This window comes from Micromonospora sp. NPDC000663 (genome assembly GCF_042898105.1).
GTDB lineage: Bacteria > Actinomycetota > Actinomycetes > Mycobacteriales > Micromonosporaceae > Micromonospora.
In genome coordinates, this window is sequence record NZ_JBIAYR010000002.1 from 16,130 (window position 1) to 38,610 (window position 22,481).

Annotated in this window: 24 protein-coding genes, 1 tRNA gene and 4 pseudogenes; 16 read left to right on the top strand and 13 right to left on the bottom strand. The window is 68.5% G+C overall.

Annotation, left to right across the window (positions count from 1 at the left end; all coding sequences use genetic code 11):
• Positions 1–61: 61 nt before the first annotated feature.
• The 3 genes from ACFY1S_RS08650 to ACFY1S_RS08660 all read left to right on the top strand — a co-directional run bounded on the left by ACFY1S_RS08650 (position 62) and on the right by ACFY1S_RS08660 (position 3,915).
• Positions 62–1,279, top strand: a complete 1,218-nt coding sequence (locus ACFY1S_RS08650; RefSeq protein ID WP_387114439.1) for a DUF3068 domain-containing protein — start codon at positions 62–64, stop codon at positions 1,277–1,279.
• 384 nt (positions 1,280–1,663) lie between these two features.
• A complete protein-coding gene (locus tag ACFY1S_RS08655; RefSeq protein WP_387114442.1) occupies positions 1,664–2,278 on the top strand; it encodes a DUF6230 family protein in 615 nt (204 codons plus the stop codon).
• 71 nt (positions 2,279–2,349) lie between these two features.
• Positions 2,350–3,915: a DUF6114 domain-containing protein gene (locus tag ACFY1S_RS08660; protein ID WP_387114445.1), complete on the top strand. Its 1,566-nt coding sequence runs from the start codon at positions 2,350–2,352 to the stop codon at positions 3,913–3,915.
• Between the two features lie 66 nt (positions 3,916–3,981).
• On the opposite strand, the gene ACFY1S_RS08665 is transcribed toward ACFY1S_RS08660, so the two are convergent.
• On the bottom strand, positions 3,982–5,652 hold the full coding sequence (locus ACFY1S_RS08665) for a DUF885 domain-containing protein (RefSeq protein WP_387114448.1): 1,671 nt from the start codon (positions 5,650–5,652) through the stop codon (positions 3,982–3,984).
• Between the two features lie 128 nt (positions 5,653–5,780).
• On the opposite strand from ACFY1S_RS08665, the pseudogene ACFY1S_RS08670 reads away from it, so the two are divergent.
• Positions 5,781–6,882, top strand: a pseudogene (locus ACFY1S_RS08670) (DMT family transporter); the annotation flags it as partial.
• Here the strand turns inward: ACFY1S_RS08670 and ACFY1S_RS08675 are convergent.
• Both ACFY1S_RS08675 and ACFY1S_RS08680 read right to left on the bottom strand, forming a co-directional pair.
• Positions 6,765–7,835 (bottom strand): PHP domain-containing protein, encoded by a 1,071-nt coding sequence (locus ACFY1S_RS08675; protein ID WP_387114451.1) that lies wholly within the window; start codon positions 7,833–7,835, stop codon positions 6,765–6,767. The pseudogene ACFY1S_RS08670 and the gene ACFY1S_RS08675 overlap by 118 nt on opposite strands.
• Positions 7,836–7,864: 29 nt before the next feature.
• A complete protein-coding gene (locus ACFY1S_RS08680) occupies positions 7,865–8,701 on the bottom strand; it encodes a M23 family metallopeptidase (RefSeq protein WP_387114453.1) in 837 nt (278 codons plus the stop codon).
• On the opposite strand from ACFY1S_RS08680, the gene ACFY1S_RS08685 reads away from it, so the two are divergent.
• The 4 genes from ACFY1S_RS08685 to ACFY1S_RS08700 all read left to right on the top strand — a co-directional run bounded on the left by ACFY1S_RS08685 (position 8,694) and on the right by ACFY1S_RS08700 (position 10,577).
• On the top strand, positions 8,694–9,083 hold the full coding sequence (locus ACFY1S_RS08685) for a hypothetical protein (protein ID WP_387114456.1): 390 nt from the start codon (positions 8,694–8,696) through the stop codon (positions 9,081–9,083). The two genes, ACFY1S_RS08680 and ACFY1S_RS08685, sit on opposite strands and share 8 nt — an antisense overlap.
• An 88-nt stretch (positions 9,084–9,171) precedes the next feature.
• Positions 9,172–9,339 (top strand): hypothetical protein, encoded by a 168-nt coding sequence (locus ACFY1S_RS08690; protein ID WP_167454701.1) that lies wholly within the window; start codon positions 9,172–9,174, stop codon positions 9,337–9,339.
• Positions 9,340–9,457: 118 nt separating this feature from the next.
• On the top strand, positions 9,458–9,985 hold the full coding sequence (locus ACFY1S_RS08695) for a tRNA adenosine deaminase-associated protein (RefSeq protein ID WP_139587623.1): 528 nt from the start codon (positions 9,458–9,460) through the stop codon (positions 9,983–9,985).
• A gap of 145 nt (positions 9,986–10,130) precedes the next feature.
• A complete protein-coding gene (locus tag ACFY1S_RS08700; protein ID WP_387115959.1) occupies positions 10,131–10,577 on the top strand; it encodes a nucleoside deaminase in 447 nt (148 codons plus the stop codon).
• A gap of 121 nt (positions 10,578–10,698) precedes the next feature.
• Here ACFY1S_RS08700 and deoD read toward each other — a convergent pair whose 3' ends face one another.
• The gene (deoD, locus tag ACFY1S_RS08705) at positions 10,699–11,406 is read right to left on the bottom strand and encodes a purine-nucleoside phosphorylase (RefSeq protein ID WP_109819285.1); all 708 of its coding nucleotides are present in this window, start codon (positions 11,404–11,406) and stop codon (positions 10,699–10,701) included.
• Between the two features lie 75 nt (positions 11,407–11,481).
• Between deoD and ACFY1S_RS08710 the strand changes: the two genes are divergently transcribed.
• Positions 11,482–11,568, top strand: a tRNA-Ser gene (locus ACFY1S_RS08710).
• Positions 11,569–11,862: 294 nt separating this feature from the next.
• Here ACFY1S_RS08710 and ACFY1S_RS08715 read toward each other — a convergent pair.
• Positions 11,863–12,210: pseudogene (locus ACFY1S_RS08715) on the bottom strand (transposase); the annotation flags it as partial.
• Positions 12,102–12,686, bottom strand: coding sequence for a transposase family protein (locus ACFY1S_RS08720; RefSeq protein ID WP_387114461.1), 585 nt, complete (start codon positions 12,684–12,686; stop codon positions 12,102–12,104). The pseudogene ACFY1S_RS08715 and the gene ACFY1S_RS08720, both read right to left, overlap by 109 nt.
• 391 nt (positions 12,687–13,077) lie before the next feature.
• On the opposite strand from ACFY1S_RS08720, the pseudogene ACFY1S_RS08725 reads away from it, so the two are divergent.
• The 4 genes and pseudogenes from ACFY1S_RS08725 to ACFY1S_RS08740 form a co-directional block, all read left to right on the top strand.
• A pseudogene (locus ACFY1S_RS08725) lies at positions 13,078–13,197 on the top strand (IS5/IS1182 family transposase); the annotation flags it as partial.
• Positions 13,198–13,659: 462 nt separating this feature from the next.
• Positions 13,660–14,235, top strand: coding sequence for an RICIN domain-containing protein (locus ACFY1S_RS08730; RefSeq protein WP_387114464.1), 576 nt, complete (start codon positions 13,660–13,662; stop codon positions 14,233–14,235).
• A 398-nt stretch (positions 14,236–14,633) separates the two neighbouring features.
• On the top strand, positions 14,634–14,906 hold the full coding sequence (locus ACFY1S_RS08735) for a transposase (protein WP_387114467.1): 273 nt from the start codon (positions 14,634–14,636) through the stop codon (positions 14,904–14,906).
• Between the two features lie 53 nt (positions 14,907–14,959).
• Complete coding sequence (locus ACFY1S_RS08740; RefSeq protein WP_387115962.1) at positions 14,960–15,457, top strand: transposase; 498 nt, start codon at positions 14,960–14,962, stop codon at positions 15,455–15,457.
• A 46-nt stretch (positions 15,458–15,503) separates the two neighbouring features.
• Here ACFY1S_RS08740 and ACFY1S_RS08745 read toward each other — a convergent pair.
• Positions 15,504–15,644 (bottom strand): annotated as a pseudogene (locus ACFY1S_RS08745) (IS5/IS1182 family transposase); the annotation flags it as partial.
• A 99-nt stretch (positions 15,645–15,743) separates the two neighbouring features.
• On the opposite strand from ACFY1S_RS08745, the gene ACFY1S_RS08750 reads away from it, so the two are divergent.
• Positions 15,744–16,115 (top strand): transposase, encoded by a 372-nt coding sequence (locus ACFY1S_RS08750; protein WP_387114470.1) that lies wholly within the window; start codon positions 15,744–15,746, stop codon positions 16,113–16,115.
• Here ACFY1S_RS08750 and ACFY1S_RS08755 read toward each other — a convergent pair.
• The 5 genes from ACFY1S_RS08755 to ACFY1S_RS08775 all read right to left on the bottom strand — a co-directional run bounded on the left by ACFY1S_RS08755 (position 16,112) and on the right by ACFY1S_RS08775 (position 19,903).
• A complete protein-coding gene (locus ACFY1S_RS08755; RefSeq protein WP_387114473.1) occupies positions 16,112–16,606 on the bottom strand; it encodes a hypothetical protein in 495 nt (164 codons plus the stop codon). The two genes, ACFY1S_RS08750 and ACFY1S_RS08755, sit on opposite strands and share 4 nt — an antisense overlap.
• Before the next feature lie 842 nt (positions 16,607–17,448).
• Positions 17,449–17,943 (bottom strand): hypothetical protein, encoded by a 495-nt coding sequence (locus ACFY1S_RS08760; RefSeq protein ID WP_387114476.1) that lies wholly within the window; start codon positions 17,941–17,943, stop codon positions 17,449–17,451.
• 92 nt (positions 17,944–18,035) lie between these two features.
• Positions 18,036–18,590, bottom strand: coding sequence for a hypothetical protein (locus ACFY1S_RS08765; protein ID WP_387114480.1), 555 nt, complete (start codon positions 18,588–18,590; stop codon positions 18,036–18,038).
• An 85-nt stretch (positions 18,591–18,675) separates the two neighbouring features.
• Entirely contained in the window at positions 18,676–19,665 is a 990-nt protein-coding gene (locus tag ACFY1S_RS08770; protein ID WP_387114483.1) for an aldo/keto reductase, read from the bottom strand.
• Between the two features lie 52 nt (positions 19,666–19,717).
• A complete protein-coding gene (locus ACFY1S_RS08775; RefSeq protein WP_387114486.1) occupies positions 19,718–19,903 on the bottom strand; it encodes a DUF397 domain-containing protein in 186 nt (61 codons plus the stop codon).
• Positions 19,904–20,246: 343 nt separating this feature from the next.
• On the opposite strand from ACFY1S_RS08775, the gene ACFY1S_RS08780 reads away from it, so the two are divergent.
• Positions 20,247–20,645 (top strand): hypothetical protein, encoded by a 399-nt coding sequence (locus ACFY1S_RS08780; protein ID WP_387114489.1) that lies wholly within the window; start codon positions 20,247–20,249, stop codon positions 20,643–20,645.
• Between the two features lie 222 nt (positions 20,646–20,867).
• Here the strand turns inward: ACFY1S_RS08780 and ACFY1S_RS08785 are convergent, their stop codons facing one another.
• A complete protein-coding gene (locus ACFY1S_RS08785) occupies positions 20,868–21,761 on the bottom strand; it encodes an NAD(P)-dependent oxidoreductase (RefSeq protein WP_387114492.1) in 894 nt (297 codons plus the stop codon).
• Between the two features lie 59 nt (positions 21,762–21,820).
• On the opposite strand from ACFY1S_RS08785, the gene ACFY1S_RS08790 reads away from it, so the two are divergent.
• Positions 21,821–22,333 (top strand): MerR family transcriptional regulator, encoded by a 513-nt coding sequence (locus ACFY1S_RS08790; RefSeq protein ID WP_387114495.1) that lies wholly within the window; start codon positions 21,821–21,823, stop codon positions 22,331–22,333.
• The last annotated feature ends 148 nt before the right edge of the window (positions 22,334–22,481 follow it).

Below are 22,481 nucleotides of genomic sequence, written 5' to 3' on the forward strand. Positions count from 1 at the left end.
CATGTTAAGGATCGGGAGCCCCGGACAACAGGTCGTAGGGCGGCAGGTTACAGGAGGATGAGTGAAGCTACGCGTGGGCGCCGCGCTCTTTGGGCTCGGCGTCTTGTTGCTGGTCTTCGCGGCTGGGCTGCCGTTCTACGTCGCGCCCGCCGTGTCCAAGCTCCCCTATGACCTCGAACCAACGACGTCCATCGCCGAGGCGAAGGACGCGAAGTTTTTGAAGATCACCGCTAGCGGAAGCTCGGTGAGCATCGAGGTCCCGCAGGGCAACCTGCGCTCCAGTGTCGAGGTCATTCCGCAACCCGACGACACGAAGAACCGGCTCCCGAAGGAACTCAAGGGCGACGCGGTGATCTGGGACGTCTTCCAGACCGTCAAGCGTGTCGACACCGAGGAGGTGGTCAGCCAGTACAGCACCGAGTTCGCTCTCTACCGGATCTCGGGCGCGGCCGCCCCGTGGAAGGACCAGTGGCTCAACGAGAGCGGGGCGAACGAGACCCCGGTCGGCAACGTGAACTACTCCGGGCAGCTCTACAAGTTCCCGTTCGGCACCGGCAAGCGGGACTACCAGGTGTTCGACCGTGACCTGAAGCGGGCGCTCCCGGCGAAGTTCACCGGCACCGAGAAGATCAAGGGTATCGAGACGTACCGCTTCGAGCAGCGGATCGAGAACGAGGTGCTGGCGACTCCGGAGGCCAGCATCCAGACGCTTGTCGGCAAGTTCGCCCCCGGCGCGACAAGCGGTCAGATCGTCTACAGCAACACCCGGACGGTCTGGGTCGACCCGGTTACCGGCTCCTACATCAACGTCCGGGAGCAGCAGCACAAGGAGCTGCGTCCGAACACCGGCACCCCGACCGTGCTGCTGGACGCGGACTTCAACTACACCGACGAGACGGTGACCCGCAGCGCCGACACGGCCAAGGACAACCGTTTCAAGATCGGCCTGATCAGTCTCTGGGGTCCGATCGCCGCAGGTGTCCTCGGTCTGCTCGCCCTCATCGCCGGCGTGTGGCTGGTGACGCGGCGGAGCGACGGTGGCGCCGCCACCGCCCGGCACCGCGCCGAGCCGGCTCCTGTCGCACCCGCCGCCGACTCCACTCCAACCCGGGTGGACCAGGAGCCGGTACGTGACACGGACACCGTCGAGCAGCCCAGGCCTCAGCCTGTGGGTGGTCCGCTGACCGACGAGATCCCGCCGGCGTCGACGAACTGGAAGTCCGACGATCCGACCGTGCCGACGCAGCGCCCGGCTCCCGGCGAGGTGGAGCAGCGCTGACGCGCGTACGACCGGCTGTACGACCTGAGGGGTGGACCGCGCTGCGGTCCACCCCTTTAGTGCCGCGACGACCTGGGCACTTTACATTTGTTACCCGATTGTAATCGGTCGATTCTTCCTCACTCTTCGTGGCGCACGCGGGAAGTTGTGTCGCTCTTGTCCACTCCCGGTCTGATTTTCGTCACCAGTGGATCAACACTTCGTGAGGTCATGGCATCGGTCGGTGACGCAAGTGTTACCGGCGGGTATTTGGGGGGTTGTGACCTGCGCCGCACCGGGTGCACCATCAACCTCGGTCGTTACCCGCCGGTAACAGATGACGGGCCGGTGCGGGGCCGCCAGTCGGGCCCGGCCACCCCGCCCGCGTCCAACAAGGAGGAACCCGTGCAGAAGCGGTTGGGCAATCAAGGCACTACCCGCTGGCGGCGGTTCGCCGCCATGATGGTGCCCGCCACGGCGGCCGCCGGTGCCATCCTGTTCGGCATGTCGACCGGCGCCATCGCGTCCGACATCACGGTCTCCGGACAGACCTTCAAGATCGGCGCCGAGCGGCTGGAGGGCGAGGGCTTCAAGCAGTACGGCGGCATCGTCCGGGAGAAGGGCAAGGACGGCAAGGTCCACCCCGTTGCCCTCTCCGAGATCAGCAGCGCCGAGCTGTACAAGCTCTGCCAGTCGGTCCGCGCGGACCTGCCCGGCCTGCCGGTGGTGCTCACCATCAACGCCGGTGACGGCAAGGAGCCCGCCCGGGCCAAGGACCTGCTCATCGCGATGGACTCGCTGAACGGCAACGCGACATTCACCAACATCAAGATCGGCCGGGACGCCACCGACCTCAACCCGACGGCGCAGGCGGGATCGTTCGGCCAGAACTCCGAACACGTCACCATCACCAACCTCGAGCAGGTGTCCCGCTACACCACGGCGGCCACCTTCAACCTGGTCGGGCTGCGGCTGAAGGTCAACGTGGGCGACGCCGCCGAGGGCAAGGAGTGCTTCTGAGGTGAGGCCCGCGGTGGTCGACCACCGCGGGCCAGCCCGTGTCCCTGTCCCCGCTCCGCCAGGAGGAGTACGTGACAACCACCAACCCGGCCCACGCCCGGCCCGGCGGTCCGGCACAGGTGTGGCAGAGCTTCCGCCGCTGGCGGCGGAGCCGCCCGTTCTGGGGTGGCCTTCTCACCGCCCTGGCCGGGGTGGAGATGTTCGCCTCCACCCGGATGACGGTCAACGGGCTGAGCTTCCACAGCGGCGCCACCGGCCTGCTCTCCCTGCTGATCCCTGTCATCCTGGTGGCCTGTGGCCTGCTGCTCTGGCTCAGCCCGGCGCAGCGACCGTTCTACTCGATCGTCGCGGCGTTCACCGCTGTCTACTCGCTGATCGGGCTCAACCTCGGCGGCTTCTTCGTCGGCCTGCTGCTCGGCATCGTCGGCAGCGCGCTCGCCTTCGCCTGGACGCCGGTCACCCCGGCTCCGTCGGCGCCGGGCCAGGCAGACGAGCCGACAGCCGAGCTGCCCGTCGCCGAGGGGGACGCCGAACACGCGGACGATGAACACGACTCCCCCGAGCAGCCTGTCCCCGACCAGGTCGCTCCCGACCAGGTCGCTCCCGACCAGGTCGCCCCCGAGCAGGTCGCTCCCGAGCAGGTCGCTCCCGAGCAGGTCGCTCCCGAGCAGGTCGCTCCCGAGCAGGTCGCTCCCGAGCAGGTCGTCCGGAAGCAGCCCGTTCCGGAGCGAGGGCTGGCCGACGACGGCCCGCCGCCCGAGTGGCCGGGACGGTCTGTCGATCCGCGTACCCTCGGCGTCGTCCTGGTGGTGCTCGGCCTGGCCGTCGTCGGTCTGGCCGCCCAGCCCAGAGCCGTGCAGGCCGCGCCGAACCGCCCCACCGCCGCCTGCCCCGCCCCGTCCCGGACCGCCACCCCGTCGCCCAGCCGCACCACGGCGACCCCGACGCCGACGCCGAGTCCCGAGCGCCGGGGCAACCTGATCGGCGACATCCTGGACGGGATCGGTGACCTGTTCACCGGCGGTAACCGTGCGGAGAGCGCGTCGCCGTCGCCGAGCCCTACCGTCCAGCCGAGCGGGACGCCGACGACCCGCCCCGAGCCCGGCACCTGCCCACCATCGCCCCCCGCCAAGCCGGGTAAGCCGGGAACGCCCGACAAGCCGGGCACTGTGGAGCCGGGCAGAATGCTGCCGCGTATCGCCGCCGACCCGAGTCTGCCGAAGGTGGCGCAGAGGCCGTCCAAGCTCACCGGCTCCTCGGTCAAGATGACAGGTCTGCGGTTCGACGGGATCACCGACCTGCGCACCGAGAAGGGCGACCTCAAGGTGCTGAAGTTCAGCATGCGGGAGGCGGAGACCAAGGACTTCCTGCTGGTCGCCGACGGACCTTCGGGGCGCAACCAGCGGTACGCGACACGGACGCTGACCGTCAGTGGTGACGTGGCCTTCTACTCCACCCGGTTCGTCGGCAAGCTGCTCGGCATCAAGATCACCTTGACGCCTGATCTGCCGTTGCCGGACGGCATCCCGGTCACATTGCCCATCTCTGTCACGTTCACCGACCCGGTCATCGACCTGGCGTACGTCACAAGCAACACACTGACCGCCGAGCCGAATTTGGCGCTGGGTCTGGCCTGATCAGCGCGGTGCCGAAGCCCCGGGTGTCGGGCGGTCGTCCCGCCGGCACCCGGGGCCTTCGTCACCTCAGATCCGGGCCAGCGCCCGCCGCAGAGGGTCGAGACCCAGGGCGCCCAGGTCCAACGCCTGCCTGTGGAACTCCCGCAGGTCGAAGTCGGCGCCCTTGCGGGCCTTGGCGTCCTCGCGGGCCTGGAGCCAGATCCGCTCGCCGACCTTGTACGACGGGGCCTGCCCCGGCCAGCCCAGGTAGCGGTTCAGCTCGAAGCGCAGGTTCTCGTCCGGCACCCGGCAGTGCGCCCGCATGAACTCCCAACCCAGCTCCGGCGTCCACCGCTCACCCGGATGGAAACCGAAGGGATTGTCCTTCGGGATCTCCAACTCCAGGTGCATGCCGATGTCGACGATCACACGGGCGGCGCGCATCGCCTGCCCGTCGAGCATGCCCAGCTTGTCGCCCGGGTCCTCCAGGTAGCCCAGCTCGTCCATCAACCGCTCCGCGTAGAGCGCCCAGCCCTCACCGTGCCCGGACACCCAGCAGAGCAGCCGCTGCCAGCGGTTGAGCACGTCGGCCCGTACGGCGGTCTGTGCCACCTGAAGGTGGTGACCCGGCACGCCCTCGTGGTAGACGGTGGTCACCTCCCGCCAGGTGGAGAACTCGGTGATGCCCTGCGGCACCGCCCACCACATCCGGCCGGGGCGGGCGAAGTTCTCGCTCGGCCCCGTGTAGTAGATGGCGCCGTCGCTGGTCGGGGCGAGGCAGCACTCGATGCGGCGGACCACCTCCGGAATGTCGAAGTGGGTGTCGTTCAGCTCGTCGAGCGCCTTGTCGGCGAGGGCCTGCATCCAGTCGCGGAACGCCTCCTTGCCGTGGATGGTCCGCGCCGGGTCGGCGTCCAACGCGGCGACCGCCTCGTCGACTGTGGCACCCGAGCCGGCGATCCGCCCGGCGACGACCCGCATCTCCGCCTCGAGGCGGGCCAGCTCCGCGAAACCCCAGGCGTACGTCTCGTCCAGGTCGACCTTCGCGCCGAGGAAGTACTGCGAGGCGAGTTCGTACCGTTCCCGACCGGCGGCCTGCTTGTCCCGGCCGTGCGGGGCCAGCTCGGTACGCAGGAACTGACCGAACTCGGCGGTCGCCGCGGTCGCCGCCGCCGCGCCCCGGCGCAGCTCCGATCCGAGCGTGCCGTCGGCGTCCAGTCGTTCGACAAGCCCGTGGAAGAAGTTGTCACCCGTCGGGTCGGTCCAGATGTCGCACTGCTTGGCGACCTCGACCAGCTGCACCTTCGAGCTGATGTGGCCGGCGGCGAGCGCCTCGCGCAGGGTGGTCTTGTAGCCCTCCAGCGCGCCGGCGAGTCCGTTGAGCCGGGAGGCGATGTTTGCCTGCGCCTCCTCCGTGGCAGTCGGCATCAGGTCGAACACCATGCGGATCGCGTGCAGTCCGCTGGTGATGACGCTGACCTCGCTTGTGGTTTCGCCGGCGTCGTACCTGGCCAGTTCCAGGCCGAGCCGTTCCTGCATCGCCTCCTTGGCGATCCGTTCCGTCTCGGTGTCCGGTTCGGTGACCTCCAGCTCGGCGAGGGTCCGCCGGGTCAGGTCTGCGCGCGCCCGGTAACCCTCGGGCGACAGGTCGTCGAGTTCGTCGTCATGGCCGGCGATGCCGACAAAGGTCGCGTCGGTGGGGCTCAACGGCGCCCACTCGGCCACGTAGCGGTTCGCGAGTTTATCGATTTGTCCCACACGCCGACCCTACGTGAGTTCGGCCCCTCGGTGTCGTCGCCGCTTGCCGTGATCGGCTCACCCGCCCGACAGGTGCGACGTCCGAAAGGCGCGCGACTTTGTCGTACGGTTGCGGCAGAGTGTCAGGGGTGACCACCGATACCACTCCTGACAAAGCGCCGGTCCGCGCCTGGCTGCCTGGCTTCCTCGCCCTCGCCGCGATCTGGGGTTCCAGCTTCCTCTTCATCAAGATCGGCGTGGCCGAGCTGCACCCGGTCCAGCTCACGCTCTACCGGGTCGGCACCGGTGCCCTGACCCTGCTCGTCGTCCTCGCGATGCTGCGCGACCGGCTGCCCCGCGAGCCCCGGGTGTGGGCCCACCTGACAGTCGTGGCCGCGTTCGGCGTGGCAGTGCCGTTCACCCTCTTCGGGTACGGCGAGCAGCGGGTCGAGTCGATGCTGGCTGGCATCTGGAACGCGACCACCCCGCTGATCGTGCTTCCGCTGGCGGTGCTCGTGTTCCGCACCGAACGGTTGACCGCGCGCAGCGCGATCGGCCTCGGGCTGGGGTTCCTCGGTGTGCTCGTGGTGCTCGGTGTCTGGGAGGGCGTCGGCGGAGCACACTTCGTCGGGCAGTTGATGTGCTTCGGCGCGGCGGCCTGCTACGGCGTCGCCATCCCGTACCAGAAGCGGTTCGTCGCCGGCAGCGCCCACTCGGGCCTGTCGCTCTCGACCGCGCAACTGCTGCTCGCCGCCGGGCAGCTGGCCATCGTCACCCCGTTCGTCGCGGGCGCGCCGCCGCTGCCCACCGAGCTGTCGGCGAAGGTGGTGGCCAGCGTCCTGACGCTCGGGGCGCTCGGCACCGGGCTCGCCTTCGTCATCAACATGCGCAACATCCGAGTGGCCGGTGCGAGCACCGCCTCCACTGTCACGTACCTGATTCCGATCTTCGCGGTGCTGATCGGTGCCGTGGTGCTCGACGAGCGGCTCAACTGGCACCAGCCGGTCGGCGCGCTCATCGTGCTGCTGGGTGTCGCGGTCGCGCAGGGTGTGGTCGGCCGCCGCAGGCCCCGGCCGGTGGTCGGTGCCGGCGTGCTCGCGCCCGCGGCCGAGCCCGCCCACCGCTGAGTCGGCTCAGGCCCGGGTGCTCGTCCACTCGACCAGCTGCTCCGCCGACCAGGTGTTGACCACCCGGTCGGCGGGGACGCCGCAGAGAGCGGCCCGCTCGCAGCCGAACCGCTGCCAGTCGAGCTGGCCGGGCGCGTGCGCGTCCGTGTTGATGGCGAACCGGCAGCCGGCCTCCAGGGCGCGGCGGATCAGCCGCTTCGGCGGGTCCTGCCGCTCCGGCCGCGAGTTGATCTCGACGGCGGTGTCGTGCTCGGCGCAGGCGGCGAAGACGGCGTCCGCGTCGAAGTCGCTCTCCGCGCGGGTCCGGGGACGGTGCGCCCGGTCGCCGGGACCGGTCACCCCCGCCGGGCGGGACGACACCATCCGGCCGGTGCAGTGTCCGAGGATGTCCAGGTGCGGGTTGGCGACGGCGGTCAGCATCCGCCGGGTCATCTTCGCCCGCTCGTCCTTCAGGCCGCTGTGCACCGAACCGACCACCACGTCCAGCCGGGCCAGCAACTCCTCGTCCTGGTCGAGCGAACCGTCGGCGAGGATGTCCACCTCGATCCCGGTGAGGATGCGGAAGCCCTCCGGCAGCGCCGCGTTTACCTGCTCCACGTGGTCGAGCTGTTTGCGCAGCCGGGCGGCCGTCAACCCCCGCGCCACTGTCAGTCGGGGCGAGTGGTCGGTCAACACCAGGTATTCGTGGCCCAGTTCCACCGCGGCCAACGCCATCTCCTCGATGGGCGAGCCGCCGTCGGACCAGTCCGAGTGGGTGTGGCAGTCGCCGCGCAGCGCGGTACGCAGCGCCGTGGCCTCGGCGTCGAGGTTGCTGCCCTCGGTCGCGACAAGTCGGCGCAGGTAGACAGGTTCCTCACCGGCGAGGGACTCCGCCACACACCGGGCCGTCACGTCGCCGACACCTGTCAGCTCGGTGAGTGTCCCGTTGCCGGCCCGTTCGGCCACCTCGGCCGCCGGCAGGCCGGCCAGTGCCTTCGCCGCCGAGCGGAACGCCCGGACCCGGTACGTGGCCTGGTTGGCCCGCTCCAGCAGGAACGCGATCCGGCGTAGGTCGGCGATAGGGTCCCGGGCGTTCATTTCACCGAACCTAGTCGATGCGGCACCGGTCAGGGAGCCTTCGGGCAGCCGTGTGTGCGCTGCCACGCGGTGACCTCAGCGGCCGGTTCGCGATTGCCGCCGCGCCGCCACGAGTCCAGGTAACGCGCCGGCCAGAGCACGCCGCGCCGGATCCACCAGCCGTCCTTGCCGGTACACGGCGGCGAGATGCCGAAGTGCACGTGGCATACGTTGTTCGCGTTGCCGGTGCGGCCCACCTTGCCGAGCTGCTGCCCGGCGCGGACCCGTACCCCGGCGTCGACACCTGCGGACACCACGCTCAGGTGCGAACCGTAGTAGCGCACCCCGTCGTCGCCGAGCAGGGAGACGGACAGGCCGCCGTTCTCCGGGCCCTGCGGCCCCCGCTTGGAGTACCTGTCGACGCGACTCACCTCCAGCACCGTCCCGTCGGTCACCGCGACGAACGGCTCACCGCAGTCGGCGAAGAGGTCGGTGGCCGGGTACGCGCCGTGCGTCGGGTGGTAGTCCACGTTGTCGGCGCGTACCGGGAAGACATGCCGCAGCCCGGCGCGGGGTGCGCCCGCCGACGGCCCGCCGGACGGCGGCGCGGGGCGCGTCGGGACGCTCGCCGTCGGCGTGGCAGACGGCGCGGCCGGCTGCTCGCCCGTCGACCAGATCGCCGGCGGCGTCGGCGCGGCGCCCTCCGGCGGCACCCCCGGCCGGGTGGTCGCGCAGCCGGCGGCGAGCACCGGGGCGAGCAACAGCAGGACGGGGTACGCGGAACGCGCGCGGCGACCGAACGTCGGCGAGGGCATCCGGTCATCCTGGCAGAGCCGGTACCGTGGGCACGAACGGCGCGCGTAACGGAGGGCAGCGACGGTGACCATCGCCCGACCCGACCCCGTCCCGGATCCCGGTGCCGTCCGCCCGGTGCCCCGTGCCCCGTCGGGGCTCTTCCCGGCCGGCCCGCCGGCCCGACCCACCTACCGCGAACCGCACCCGGTCACCGGCGGTGGTGTCGCCGCCGGCGGCGGCGCGGCGGCCGGTTGGCTGCTCCTGTTCGGCCTGCTCGGCACCGACGTGCCGAGCTACGCGTGGTGGACGGTCTTCGCCGGCCTGCTGGCCTGGGTAACCGCCCTGGTGCTGGTCCGTCACGGCGACCGGGGAGTGGCCACCGGGGTGGCCATCGTGACAGCCGGTGGTTGGAGCATCGCCGCCGCCGTGGTGGCGGTCCGATGGGCCACCAGCGGCGACTGGCCGCTGTGGTGACCGTGCTGTTGACTGCGCGCAGTGCCCGGTTGGCTGCGTAGCGAACGCCGTCTTGACGTGGCCGTCGAGACTCGGCACGCTCGGCACTATGGCCTGGACCACCCCGCGGCAGGACCCGGATCGCAGCCGCCGCCGCCTGCAGTTGCTCGCCGAGTTGGCGGGTGCCCGGGCGGTACGCCAGCGCAGTCGGCCGCAGCGACAGCGCACCGAGCGTCTGCGCCAGCTCATCGCCACCCGCCGTCGGGTAGCCGGCTGATCCGACTTTGTCAGGAATGACCGGCCCGTCGGGGCGTTGACCGGTCGCCTGCCGACCCGACCGGCTAACGTGCACGCGTAACGATTCGGCGCTGTGCCGAGGGGCTATTGGGGGGACCGTGTCGTACTTCGCTGCGGCCGTGGTGCGCGACGACAGTGGCTGGACCGCCGCCGAGGTCAGCCTGCGCGGCGCCACCGACATAGACGAGGTCGCCGACCGGCTGCGTGACGTCGACCAGGAGGCCGACGTCTCGCTGCTCTTCGTCGAGGCCGACGACGCGTACCTGGTGATCCTGCGCCTCGACGAGGGTGAGGACCTGCGGGTGTTCGGGTCGGACTCGGCGTTCGCCGAGGAGTCCCGGCTGGGTTCGCTGCTTGTCGGCGACCTGAAGACCTCGGTCACCGGCCTCGACGGCGACGAGGAGCCCCGCCCGGCTGCCGGCGGTGACGACGAGACCGAACAACCGGTCGTCGACCCGGAGGCCGACCCGGTGGGCGACGCCGACCTGCTGGCCAACCTAGGTATCTCCGCGCAGAAGCTGCTGACCCTCTGCACGCACGAGGGGATGCTCCCGGCGGACGTCACCGCCGAGATCTGCGAGGTGCTGGGCTGCGTCGACGAGGTCGAGGAGCTGCGTGAGGTCTGAGCCGGCCGACGCCACCGATCCCTCGCTGGAGTCGATCCGGCCGGGGCAGCCGACCCCCGGTGCTGTGGGTCGCGCCGGGCCGGGCGCCCACGAGGGCCTCGCCGACCTCGGTGAGGTCGGACGACGGCAACGGCACGAGCTGTGGATGCGCCGGGCCCTGGAGATCGCCGTCACCAGCCCCGACACCGGCGCGGACGGGGCCGCGGCGGTCGACGACATTCCGGTCGGGGCGGTGCTCTACGGGCCGGACGGCGAGGAGTTGGCCGTCGGGCGCAACGAACGCGAACTGACCGGCGACCCCACCGCGCACGCCGAGGTGCTGGCCCTGCGCCGGGGAGCCGAGCGCACCGGCAGGTGGCGACTGGACGGGTGCACCCTGGTGGTCACCCTGGAGCCGTGCACCATGTGCGCGGGCGCCCTCGTGCTTGCCCGGGTCTCCACAGTCGTCTTCGGCGCGTGGGAGCCCAAGACCGGCGCGGCCGGCTCACTGTGGGACGTCCTGCGCGACCGCCGGCTCAACCACCGCCCCGAGGTCTACGGCGGGGTGCTGGAAGCCGAGAACGCCGCCGTACTGCGCGCGTTCTTCCGCTGAGCTGGGCGGGTGCTGCTGCCCTGAGCTGGGCGGCTGCTCCCGGCGGGCCTTGTACCGGAGAGCGGTATGACACACAGGTATAAATATGCCTCTGAGTCATACCGCTCTCTCGCCCAACCGGTCAGGCCACGATCGTGTCGAGGGCGATCTCGACCATCTGGCTGAAGGTCTGCTCCCGCTCCTCGGACGTGGTCTTCTCGCCGGTCTTGATGTGGTCGCTGACGGTCAGCACGGTCAACGCCCGGGCCTTGAACCGGGCCGCGATCGTGTAGAGCGCCGCCGACTCCATCTCCACCGCCAGCACGCCGTAGTCGGCGAGCGTGTCGTACAGGTCCGGCCGGTCCGTGTAGAAGGCGTCCGCCGCCAGGATCGGCCCGACGTGCATGGTGATGCCGCGCCGCTCGGCCACCTCGACCGACGTACGCAGCAGCCCGAAGTCGGCCACCGGGGCGTAGTCGATCAGCCCGTCGAAGCGCATCCGGTTCATGTTGGAGTCGGTCGACGACCCGATCGCGGCCACCACGTCCCGCAGTTGCAGGTCGGTGCTCAGCGCACCGCAGGAGCCGACGCGGATCAGCGTCTTCACGCCGTACTCGTTGATCAGTTCGTGGGCGTAGATGGAGGCGGACGGCATGCCCATGCCGGAGCCCTGGACGGAAACCTCGACGCCGTTCCAGCGGCCGGTGAAACCCAGCATGCCCCGAACCGTCGAGTAGCAGGTGGCGCCCTCGAGGTAGGTCTCCGCGATCCACTTGGCCCGCAGGGGGTCACCCGGCATCAGGACCCGCTCGGCGATCTCGCCCGGCTTCGCGCCGATGTGCGTACTCATGGCAAAGATCCTGCCAGGCCGGCCCGGGCGATACCGGTTCGGCGTCCGAACCGGCGGTCCTGTACCCTCATCGGCGGTGGCGTGTCCGAGTGGCCTAAGGAGCACGCCTCGAAAGCGTGTGAGGGTTAACGCCCTCCGAGGGTTCAAATCCCTCCGCCACCGCTCGCGAACAGGCGAAACGCCCGGCGATTCTCCGTGAGTCGCCGGGCGTTTTCCTATCGTGGTCTCAGTTTTGGTCTCAGTTGCCTCATGACGCCTTGCTGAGCACCCCTGCCGCACCGTCGCCCGGGTCCTCGTCGGCGCTCTTCGCCGGTTGCCAAAGCAGTCCGCCGACCCGCTTGGCCACGTCCCGTCGAACCTGTCCCGTAAGGTGCTGGTAGCGCCGCGCCATGCCGGAGTCCGACTGCTCTTGCCGGCGACTGTGCGGGTGCGGGTGATCCGGACGGCCTGTTGGGCGTGGGGGAAGCCGATGCCACCGGGAGTCTGGACGGTCAACGCCTTGACGGTCCGGGTCTCACGACGGCCGTGTCCGGTGTCGCGGTGCTGGTCCCCGACCGGCACCTGCGCCCAGGGCAGATGCTTGATCTGGGCGAACAAGGTCGGCTGGTTGGCCTTGACCGACACATACAGGTGCCCGCCGGCAGCGGCGACGGCTCGGGCGTGGGCGACCTGCGCGTGGAGCGCGTCCGCGACGATCACCACACCAGCCAGGCCGCCCAACCGCACCTTGACCTGCTCCAGCAGCGGAGCGAACGCGGGAATCTCGTTCGACTTCGCCGCGACCTGGACCTGCGCCAGGACCACACCGGTCGACGTGTCGTAGGCCGACAGCAGATGAACCCGCCTTCGGGCAGGACCGCACCCCGCACCACCTTGCCGTCAACGGCGATGACCTGCCTGGTCGGCGGCGGCGCCGACAGCCGGGAGCACAGCCAGTCGGCCAGCACCGCCGTCAACGTCTCGGCGTCGACGCGGACCAGCAGCCGCCACACCGTGGTCAACACCGGTACCCGACCGGTGAACCCGAGCCGGCCCCATGCCGACGCATCGAGATCATCGACCCAGTCGCCGATCGCGGCGAACGTGCTCGCCCCGGCCATGACCGCGCACACCGCGACCGCGAGCACGCTCGCCAGGGGGTACCGGATCCCTCGCGGGTCACGCAGATCGGGAACCCGCGCCAGGGCCTCCACCAGGCCATACGCCTCCCGGCCGGTGGGCGTCGTGCCGGATGGGGCAGGGGCATACTGACGGATCACGTCGATCAGCGATGATGACATGCGCGGGTGTGGTCCTTGTCGGTGTCATGTTGTCTCAGCAACTCCATGATCACCGATGGGCCGCACCCGTCTAACGTCACCCTCCAATCAGGTCGACGCCACCGCATACGCCCAGTTCAGAAGCACTTTCAGGCGACTACGCAAAGCCCCTGCCCTTGGGACAAACCCGCTTCTGAGCGTGAGCCGCCCCGCCCCCTCCACAAGCTCGAATGAAGGCTGTTGGGCCACCAAGCCCGCTTGGATGCTAGGTAGAGCCGGAGAACCGGGGCATCGGCACCCCGCCACGCGCACCCACCCAAACCAACAAATCCCCAGCTCGACAGCACACCGCCGCCGAGCCGAGCAATCACGCCCAACCGCCGCCAAGACACCACTTGACAGTCGTCCTCATAGGCTGCTCAAAACCTGGAAGATCCTGACCAAGCTGCGCTGCTGCCCACGCCGCGCGACCTCGATCATCCAGGCCATCCTCGTGCTACACCACGTCGAGAACCCGCCCTACGCAGGATGAAAAAGGCTCAATGATCGCCGAGGTCGCAATCCTCGGCGACTCGTTTCTCTGATTGGTGTCCGCGGCCAGCACTCTCATCATAGCCCACCCGTACTCGGGTTCGTGGTCGCGGAAGCTTCAGAATTCGCGGACCCGAGAGTTCTTCCTTGCCACTGGTCGATCCGCCTCGCGCCGACCCGGCGTGCCGGCCCTCGCACCACACCTCGATGGCCGCCGTGCCTACGTCGAAGAAGTGGTCGGCCGGCGATGCGATCACCGCGAACAGGTACTCGTCGGACGCGCGAACCCCGAGGCCGGCTTCCGTGGCAAGCATGAGGGGCGCAGGCAGAGGCTCTGACGGGCTGATCGACCTGGGCCCGCGACAGTCGCGCGTAAGTCCCATGAAAGCGGTCGAAGCTACGGTCCCCTAGCCGTCTTGCTCTGAGTCGGCGTTCGATCCATGATCACCCGGAAGGAAGCCCTGTGAGCAGTACACCTCTCCGTATTCACGTCGGGGGAATCCTCGGACCGATGACGTGGCGCCGGAAGTTGTTAGCGGTTGCGTTGGCCGCGATTACTCTGCTGGCGCTGATGCCTGCAAGCTCGGCCAAAGCTGCGGAATACTTCCCTGCGGAATACTTCCCTTATGTCTCGAATCAGGCAAGCAATAAATGCCTGGATCTCGAAGACTATGGCTTTGGAAGGTTCTTTCAGCAATACCAGTGTCAGGGTACGGCCAATCAGAGGTTCCAGTTCGTCAAGGACCCCAATCTCAACTCGTGGGAGATCAAGCCCTCTCAGTATCTCTCGTCAAACGAGTGCCTTGACATCGAGAATTACGGACAGGGTACGCGCGTGCAGCGCTACCCGTGCCGCCTAAGCGCTAATCAGCGGTGGGAGCTTACGTTCCTCCCGGGAAACGTTTTCCAGGCTCGTAGCCTCGCCTATCCGTACAAGTGTCTCGACGCGGCGGACTGGGGGGCCGGCCTTCAGGTGCAGGTGTACCCATGCCACGGCGGATTCAACCAGCGGTGGGTATTGTCCCAGGGTGGGGTCTGACCGCGTACATCGCCGCCGTAGACGCCAAAGCCACTCGGCTCGATGTATGGCACGGTGTCGACATGCATCAATCTCGACCCTATTGAAAAGGGCCGGTGATGTGGCTCAGGAACACAAATATCCGCTCTCCAATGGGATCGCAATCTAGTTTGGCCGGCATCCCTGCTAGCTACAGCAGCGAATTCTGATCCGGTTCGGCGCGGCAGCGGAATTGTGACGGCCGCTGGTTAGTATTCCAGCAGGAGATCCGTTCGGGGGTTGGGGTGGCGGTGTGGTTTTGTCCGTGGACGGCAAGCAGCCATCGCTGAGTCTCGAAGGTTGTGTGGACCCAAGATTCGGCGATGGCCGCCGCCTAAAGTATAGACGCCCAGCGATGGGCTGAGCTGTTCGAACAGTTGATGGACACCATCGAGGCACGCTTCGGCCGGCCCGAGCCACGGCGCCGGGTGCGGGACTTCGTCGCGGGTTTGCTGGCGCTGTTGCCGGTCATGAATTGCTGGACGATTGCCGAACACGCTGGTGACGACGGCCCCGGCGGGATGCAGGATCTGATCGGCCGGGGAAGCTGGGACGACGCCGGGGTGCGTGCTGATGTGCGTGACTTCGTCGCTGCTCGGCTCGGGCATCCGGACGGGGTGTTGCTGGTCGATGAGACCGGCGATTTGAAGTAGAGGGCACTCACACCGTCGGGGCGCAGCGGCAGTACTCCGGTACCGCCGGGAAGATCGAGAATTGTCAGCTCGCGGTGCACCTGTCCTATGCCACGCCGGCCGGGCATACCCTGCTCGACGTCGCCCTCTACCTGCCGAAGTCCTGGGCTGAGGACCCGCAACGGCGTGCTGAGGCCGGAGTGCCGGACTCGGCCTGTTTCGCCACCAAGCCGCAGCTGGCCCGGCGGCTGATCGAGACCGCGGTGGCCGGTGGTCTGCCGTGTCGGTGGGTCGCCGGCGACGAGGCCTACGGCGGTGACCTGAACCTCGCCGCCGCGCTGCGTGGCTACCGGCTCGGCTATGTCCTGGCGGTCTCCTGCTCACACCGCGTCCCGACCGGCCTTGGCGTCCAGCGGGCCGACCAGATCGCCGCCAGCCTGCCGAAACAGGCGTGGCAGCGCATGTCCGCCGGGGGCCGGGGCGAAAGGATTCCGTTACTACGACTGGGCGTTCATCACCCTGCCGAAAGCTACCGACCGGCACGCCGGGCATCACTGAGCCTTTCCGAGTAACGGCCGTTGACCTTCGGTGACGGTGTTCGTCAGGTGGTGTGGCCGTCTCGATATGCAGGGTCACGAGGGCTGCTGCGGTGATCCGGCCGATGCTCCAGGGGCAGAGGCTGACGTTACGCAACGCTTTGAACGTGATCTTGAGTAGCGAGTTTCCGCGTTCGCCGATCGCTCGGGCGGCGTTGTGGGCTTGGTTGAACTGCTGTTGTATGTCGGTGCAGGCGGCGTTCTTCGGTTTGTCTCGCACCGGTTTTGATGGAGACATCGAAACCTGGGAGAAGATTTAGCTATGCCGGCACCGAAGAAGTACCCCGATGAGCTGCGTGAGCGTGCGACCCGGTTGGCGGTCGAGGCCCGCCGGGACCCGGCCAGCGCGGTGGGCGCGATCCGGCGGATCGCCGATCAACTCGGAATCCATCCGGAGGCGTTGCGCGGCTGGGTGAAGAAGGCCGAGATCGATGCCGGGGACCGGCCGGGCACCACCAGTAGCGCAGGGGCTTTGCGTAGTCGCCTGAAAGCAGCGCCAACTATGACGTCAACAACGATCATCGATGCCCAAGGATTCGCAACCGCGCACGAGGTCCTTAGCACAAGAAGCCCGTCCGGTGAATCGGCGGATTCGCCGGACGGGCTTCTTGTGCTAAGGCTCAGTAATTCTTAGTAAATCCAACCGTGGCCGTACGCACCCAATGAGTAGCAAATCGTTCCGGTGACAAGTACGGCGTAGCTTTCCCCGTTTACCTCAACAGTTGAAGGACCCGGTGTCATGGCACCCAAGTACTCCGTGGTGCCCCAGGCGCCGTCAGCTAAGCCGGTTGAGTAATAGCGTTGACTGCGGCCTCCGTCGTCATAAACATCGACCCAGGTCTCCGAATATAGGATATCGTGAATCAGGTTGAAGGCCAGTTGGACCTTGAGGATCCGCGATCCTACGCCGTCGCCCCAGACGCCCTGCATGCCACAATCACCCGTGGCCCAGCCGTTAGTAGACACATCTCCGCTCGCGATGCGGGCCAAGGCCTGCGCGCCGTACTCGGTCTTGCTCCACTGAGCGTAGGCTTGGGCCGACAGCCGGGCTTCCTTACCGTTGGTTAGGGTGAGGACGTGCTTTCCGCCGGACTTGGCTACCTTGATAACCGAGACGGCCTCCATCGGCGCCTCGGCAACCTTTGGGCTTGTTCTCTCGGGCGCCGCTGTCGCGGGCCCCGATGTCACTCCAACAAGGGATGCTGCCAACAGTACGGTGGCGCCAGCAATGACTCTAAGTCGCACGTGGATCTCCAAGTCTGCCCGTCCAAGGGCTATTATCTGTCAAAGTTTCCGCACTGCGAGAACGAAAGTTTATGTCACGTCTCGCCCCCCGTCGCCGATCGATTGACTGATGAAGCGAAGGTATCTAACTCCTCTTTCACGTAGCTGACACATTGCTGTCGTTGCTTAACGTAATCCCAACACGCTGATCAGGTTGCAGGGTGGCGTGGCGGCTTGATCTTGATCTTGATCTTGGTCTTGGTCTTGGTCTTGGTCTTGGTCTTGTCGATGGTGAGGATGGGCCGGTGTCTGACGTGCCGTCCATCGTGGGACTGCTTGAGCAGCTTGCGGTCTTGGAGATGGTGGTCCTGGAGCGGGACGCGCGGGTTGACGCGTTGATCGCAGAGAACGCGAGGCTGGCGGCGGATAACGCTGAGCTACGTCGCCGGTTGGGGCAGAACCCGCGTAACTCGAATGTGCCACCGTCGTCGGAGGGCTGTCAGTGTCGGTCGCGGCGACGGCTCGGCCGTCGGGGCGGCGCTGGCGGGCCGGCCAGCAGGCCCGCCCCGGTGAGGCTGAGGGTCGCCATGGCGGCCCACCTCCCTACGTGTTTCCACAATGGATCGGGCTCGGTCCTACGCACGATGTTTCCCCCGTGTTTGGTGCGCGATCTGCGCGAGTGGGGATGATTCCACGGCGGATCGCGGACAATCAGCTTGTCGGGTCGACCGGGGACGGGTCGATCAGCAGGGGCCGACGCCCTCGTCGAAGAGGCGGCGCGCCCAGTCGGCGTACCCCGCGATGGTTTTTCGGACCGTGCGCCCGTCGTGCAGGAACAGGTACGCGCGGTCGCCGCTGCGCGCCAGCAGCCCGTCGAGTCGTTGTGTCCCCTGTGGAGCGCGCAGACGGGTGACCGACCGGTAGCGGGCCCAGACCTGGTCGACGGGTGAGCCCGCCGCAATGCCCTCCGGTGTGCGCATCGGGGCGCCGACCCAGAGCAGGACCAGTCGGTCCTCGATGAAGACCGGGCTGACGGTGTCGTGCCCGGTGAGCATCGGCCCGCACGTGTCCAGGCCGGCACGCAGGATGCCGCGACGGGTCAGCTCGTCCTCGGTGTCACCGAACTCGATGTTGCTCAGACCGTTCAGGTCGATGGTCTCGACGCTGCCGGCGGGCCGGCCGTCCGGGCCGGGCCCGGTCGACGGTACGCCGCTGCCGGCGATCGAGGCAGCAGTCATCAGCGCAGCAATAAACGCGAATTGTCGCAATTTCATGGAATCCCCCAGTCCCCAACGGGACGGGAGCGTTCAGGTTGCTGCCCGGCGACGGATTACTGGTTTTCCCACTGTTCGACCAGCTCGTCCCAGTAGTCGGCGCTCAGTCGACGGCGCCCGTGCGCCAGCCAGCCGGCGGTGTTCCGCTCCAGGTGCAACCCCAACTCGGCGAACGGGTCGAGCCACGCACCCCGCTCCACGCCGAGTCGGGTCAGCGCCGAGTTGATCGGCCACTGCTCGCGCGGCGCGTCGAACACGTCGTCGAACCCTGGACCCCAGGACAGCGCCCCGCCCAGCCACACCGCCGCCGACTGGTGGCCGGCGCCGCCGCCGAACTCCGCCTCCACGTACGCCACAGGCCCCGACCGCGACCAGTCGGCCAGCACCTCGACAAATGGCGGCGACAACACCAAGCCGAACGGCTGCTCGGCGCTGCGGTCGTCCACCGCGTAGTCCGGCAGTGAACCTGTCAGCTCGGCCACCAGTTGCGGGGTGACAGGCAGCAGCGCGAAATCCTGGCGCAGCTCGCCGAGGACCGCGTGATCCAGCTCGGCGCTCTGCTCGCGGAGCAGGTCCGCGTCCGCTACCACCGCGCTGAGCTGGTAACTCATCACGCCCTCCGCCGTCCACAGCCTGTGGATAGAACATGTGTACGACGGGTTCCGGGTCCGCCGGCCCCTGAAACGGTACCGGTGTTCAGGGCGACGGTACGGGGGCGTCTGCGCGCAGCAACCCGTCGGCGCGGAGCTGTTCCCACAGCCCGGCCGGGGCATCGCTGGCGCGCAGGTCGACGTTGCGCGCGACCTCGTCGGCGGTGCGTACGCCAAGCGTCACGTTGACAACCGCCGGATGCCCGAACGGGAAGGCGATGGCCGCCGCGGGAAGTGTGGTGCCGTGCCGCTCGCACACCTCGGCGATCCGGGTGGCCCGTGCCACCACCTCCGGCGGGGCCTCCGCGTAGTTGTACCTCGCGTCCGGGCCGGGCCGCTCACGGGCCAGCAGCCCCGAGTTGAAGACCCCCACCGCGATGACACTCTTGCCGTGCTCGACGGCGGCAGGCAGGACGTCGTCGAGGGCGTCCTGCTCCAGCAGCGTGTACCGGCCCGCCAGCATGACGACGTCCGCCGCCGTCTCCCGCAGGAAGCGCGCGAGCATCGCCGACTGGTTCATCCCCGCGCCGATGGCCCCGACGACACCCTGGTCCCGTAGCTCCGCCAGGGCCGGCATGGCCTCGTCGGCGGCCTGCGGCCAGTGGTCGTCCGGGTCGTGCACGAACACGACGTCGAGTCGGTCGAGCCCGGTGCGCTCCAGAGTCGCGTCGATCGACCGCAGCACCCCGTCGCGGCTGTAGTCGCGTTCCGGACGTACGGCGTCGGGAACGTCGAAGACGTCCACGCCCTGGCCGGACGGCCGGGCGTTGGGCACCAGGAGGCGGCCCACCTTCGACGAGACCACGAACTCGTCCCGGGGCCGACCCCGCAGAGCGCGGCCCAGACGACGCTCGGACATCCCCAGCCCGTAGTAGGGAGCGGTGTCGAAGTAGCGGATGCCGCGATCCCACGCCGCATCGACTGCCGCAACGGCATCGTCGTCGTCCACCGCGTGGTAGAGGTTGCCGATCGCGGCGCCGCCGAAGCCCAGCTCCGTCACCTCGACCGGAGTGCCCGCAATACGTCGCCGTCGCATCCGGCCACGCTAGGACGTACCCGCCGGCTGATCAATGCCGGTGGGCGTCCGCTCACACCCTCGGGGTGAGCTGTGCGACGAACGCCCGCCAGGTGGGCGGAGCGAAGGTGAGCGCGGGTCCGTGAGGGTCCTTCGAGTCGCGTACCGCGCCGACGCCGGGCAGGTTGTCGGCGACCTCGACGCAGTTGCCGCCGTTGCTGCGGCTGCTCTTGCGCCACCGCGCGCCGGTCAGTTCCATGTCTCAGCCATCACGACGTCTCGCCGTGTCCGGCCAAACGTCTCCGATGGGCCGGCGAAGCGCGTTGGCCGCTCTCTCCCTATGCCGGGATTGGGTATCCGGTCCTCGTTCAGCCAGCGCGCAACAGTCTTCCGCTCCACTCCAACATGGTCCGCAAGCGACTCGATCGGGTGTCCCGTGTCGCCAAGGGCAGCCCGTAACGCGTCCTTCACAGCGGTTCCGTCGGCTGTTCGGAATGTCTTCCGACCATACTGGTCGAGGGGTTGCAGTGGGCGTCACCGGCGACGCTGGCGCCCACGGTTGCTGGGCGCGCGGGCGTTCGGCATGGCGTCGGCGCCGGCTCGTGAGCCGTCGTTACCGGGACCACCTGCTTACCCGACCCACCTGGCGTTGTCGGGCGTGCGGCATCGCCTGGCCGTGCTCGGCGGCGAAGCTGCGGCTGCTCGGGGAGTACCGGCACGACCGGCTGGCGTTGACCGTCTACCTGGCGACGCTCCAGGCCGAGGCCAGCGCGCAGCTCACCGGCGTCGACCCGGCCCGGTTGACCGACCGCTTCCTCTCCTGGGCCCGCGCCCTTGTGGTGCCCGACGAGGTGATCCGCTCCCGGCCGATCTCTGAAAAGGGGGGCGGAGCCCCGAGGTCTTCAAGGTCTTCTCGTCCGCCAGCGTGGCCGGCCGGCCCGGCCGATGCCGGCCGGAGGTCGCCAGCAGGCCGGGGCCGGGCCGGCGCCGCCTTGATCTGATGGAGCGCAATCCGGCAACGCAAAGCGTCTGGGGCCTGTCCCGTCACGGGACATGCTTGACGGTGGCGTCCCACCAGACGCGTTGTCCACCCGGATGATGTCGACGTCGGCGAAGTCGTCGCCGAGCGTGCCGATGGTCAGGTCGTCAGTGTCGAAGCGCAGCATCACAACACTGGTGGTGGTCGCGATTGGATCGTCTGCTGCGGTCTGTGTCCTGCTGATTTACGGCTGCTTTCTCAAAAGTTCGAACAGGCTGGAGAAGCTGTCCGCGCTGTGGCCGTCGGCGACGCGCCGGTCCAGGAGAGCTCGGAGCGCGGCATGCGGCTCGGTGTCGATGCCCTGGAGTCTGCTGGTGCGGACGAGGTTTCCCACCGCGATCCGGTTCATACCGACTGGGGAGACGCCGGCCGTGTAGTCCCCAGACTCGATTTCCTGTGCCAGGTCGGACATGAATGCGGTCATGCCGTGAAGCCACCGGGTCGCCAGGGGGACGAACTGAGACGGCGTGACGCCTGCGGTGTCGAGCAACGCGAGGCTGTGGAGGAAGCCAGTCAGGGCCGCGTAACCGGCGCCGAGGAGGGCAATATCCCACAGTTCCGCCACCGCCGGATCGGCGCCGAGGTAGTGGCTGCCGGCCAGGGCGTCCAGCGTCCGCCGGTGGGTGTCGAAGGCGTCCTTGGACCCGCTGTAGAGGAAGAACCCGTCGGGCGTTGCGACGGTCTGGGGGACTGCCATCATCGCGCCGTCGAGATACTGGGCGCCGCGCTTGTCGGCCCAGGCAGCCATGGCACGGGCCTCGTCAGGCGTGCCGGTGGTGAGGTTGACCAAGGCCCGCCCGGCCAGCGCGTCGGTGCTCGGGTCGAGTATCTCGTGGACGCCGTCGTAGTCCAGCAGGCACACGACCACGAGAGGGCTTGCCAGAACGGCGTCGGTGACCGTCTCGGCGCGCACGGCGCCGTGGCCGACGAGCTCGTCGGCTTTCCCGGCGGTGCGGTTCCAGACGGTCGTCCGGTAGTCGGCGGCGAGAAGCGCGGTGGCCAGTGCGGTACCCATTTGGCCGAGGCCAAGGACAGTCACGCTGGGCCGGTCGCCGTTCGTTGGTGCCTGAGTTGTCATGACGGCTAACGTAAACCTTCACGTCGTCGTCAGAGTCTAGGTGCGGTGGTGGAGGTCACATGCGGATCGGAGAAGTCGCCCGGCGGACCGGGATCAGTCAACGGGCGCTGCGCTACTACGAGGAACAGGGACTCCTCCGGCCGGTGCGGCGACCGAGCGGCTACCGCGAATATCGAGAGACAGACGTCCGCGCGGTGCGGAACATCCGCACGCTAATGGCCGCAGGTCTGCACTCCGCCACGATTGCCGAGGTGCTGCCCTGCATGGCCGAGGACGGGGAGGAAATGGTGCCGGCATGTCCGGAACTGGCCACCATCTTGAACGCGGACCGTGACCGCATCAGCACGGCCATCAACGACCTACAGGCCGCCCGCGCCATCCTCGATGCCATCATTGCTGCCGCCATGCGCGCAGAAAGCGCCCGGAGTGAGCAGCGCTATACCGACCAGGCCCAGTGCAGAGGACCCGTGACCAGGGCCGAACTCGACCAGCCGGGACCTCCCAAACTGTTCGGCAGGGCTAGTACCAAGACGCCAGCCACGGTCAGCACAAGCGCGGCTGCGAGCCTCTGACGCACAGACACGCGCGTCATTATCGACGTCGATGGACGTACTGCCCATCCGCACTTCGCCAGAAGCGGATACGCCATACGGGTCGATGCCGGCTCGCTGGTAACGGAACGTCACGATGGCCGCCCGCCCGTTCCTGTGGGTGTCCCTG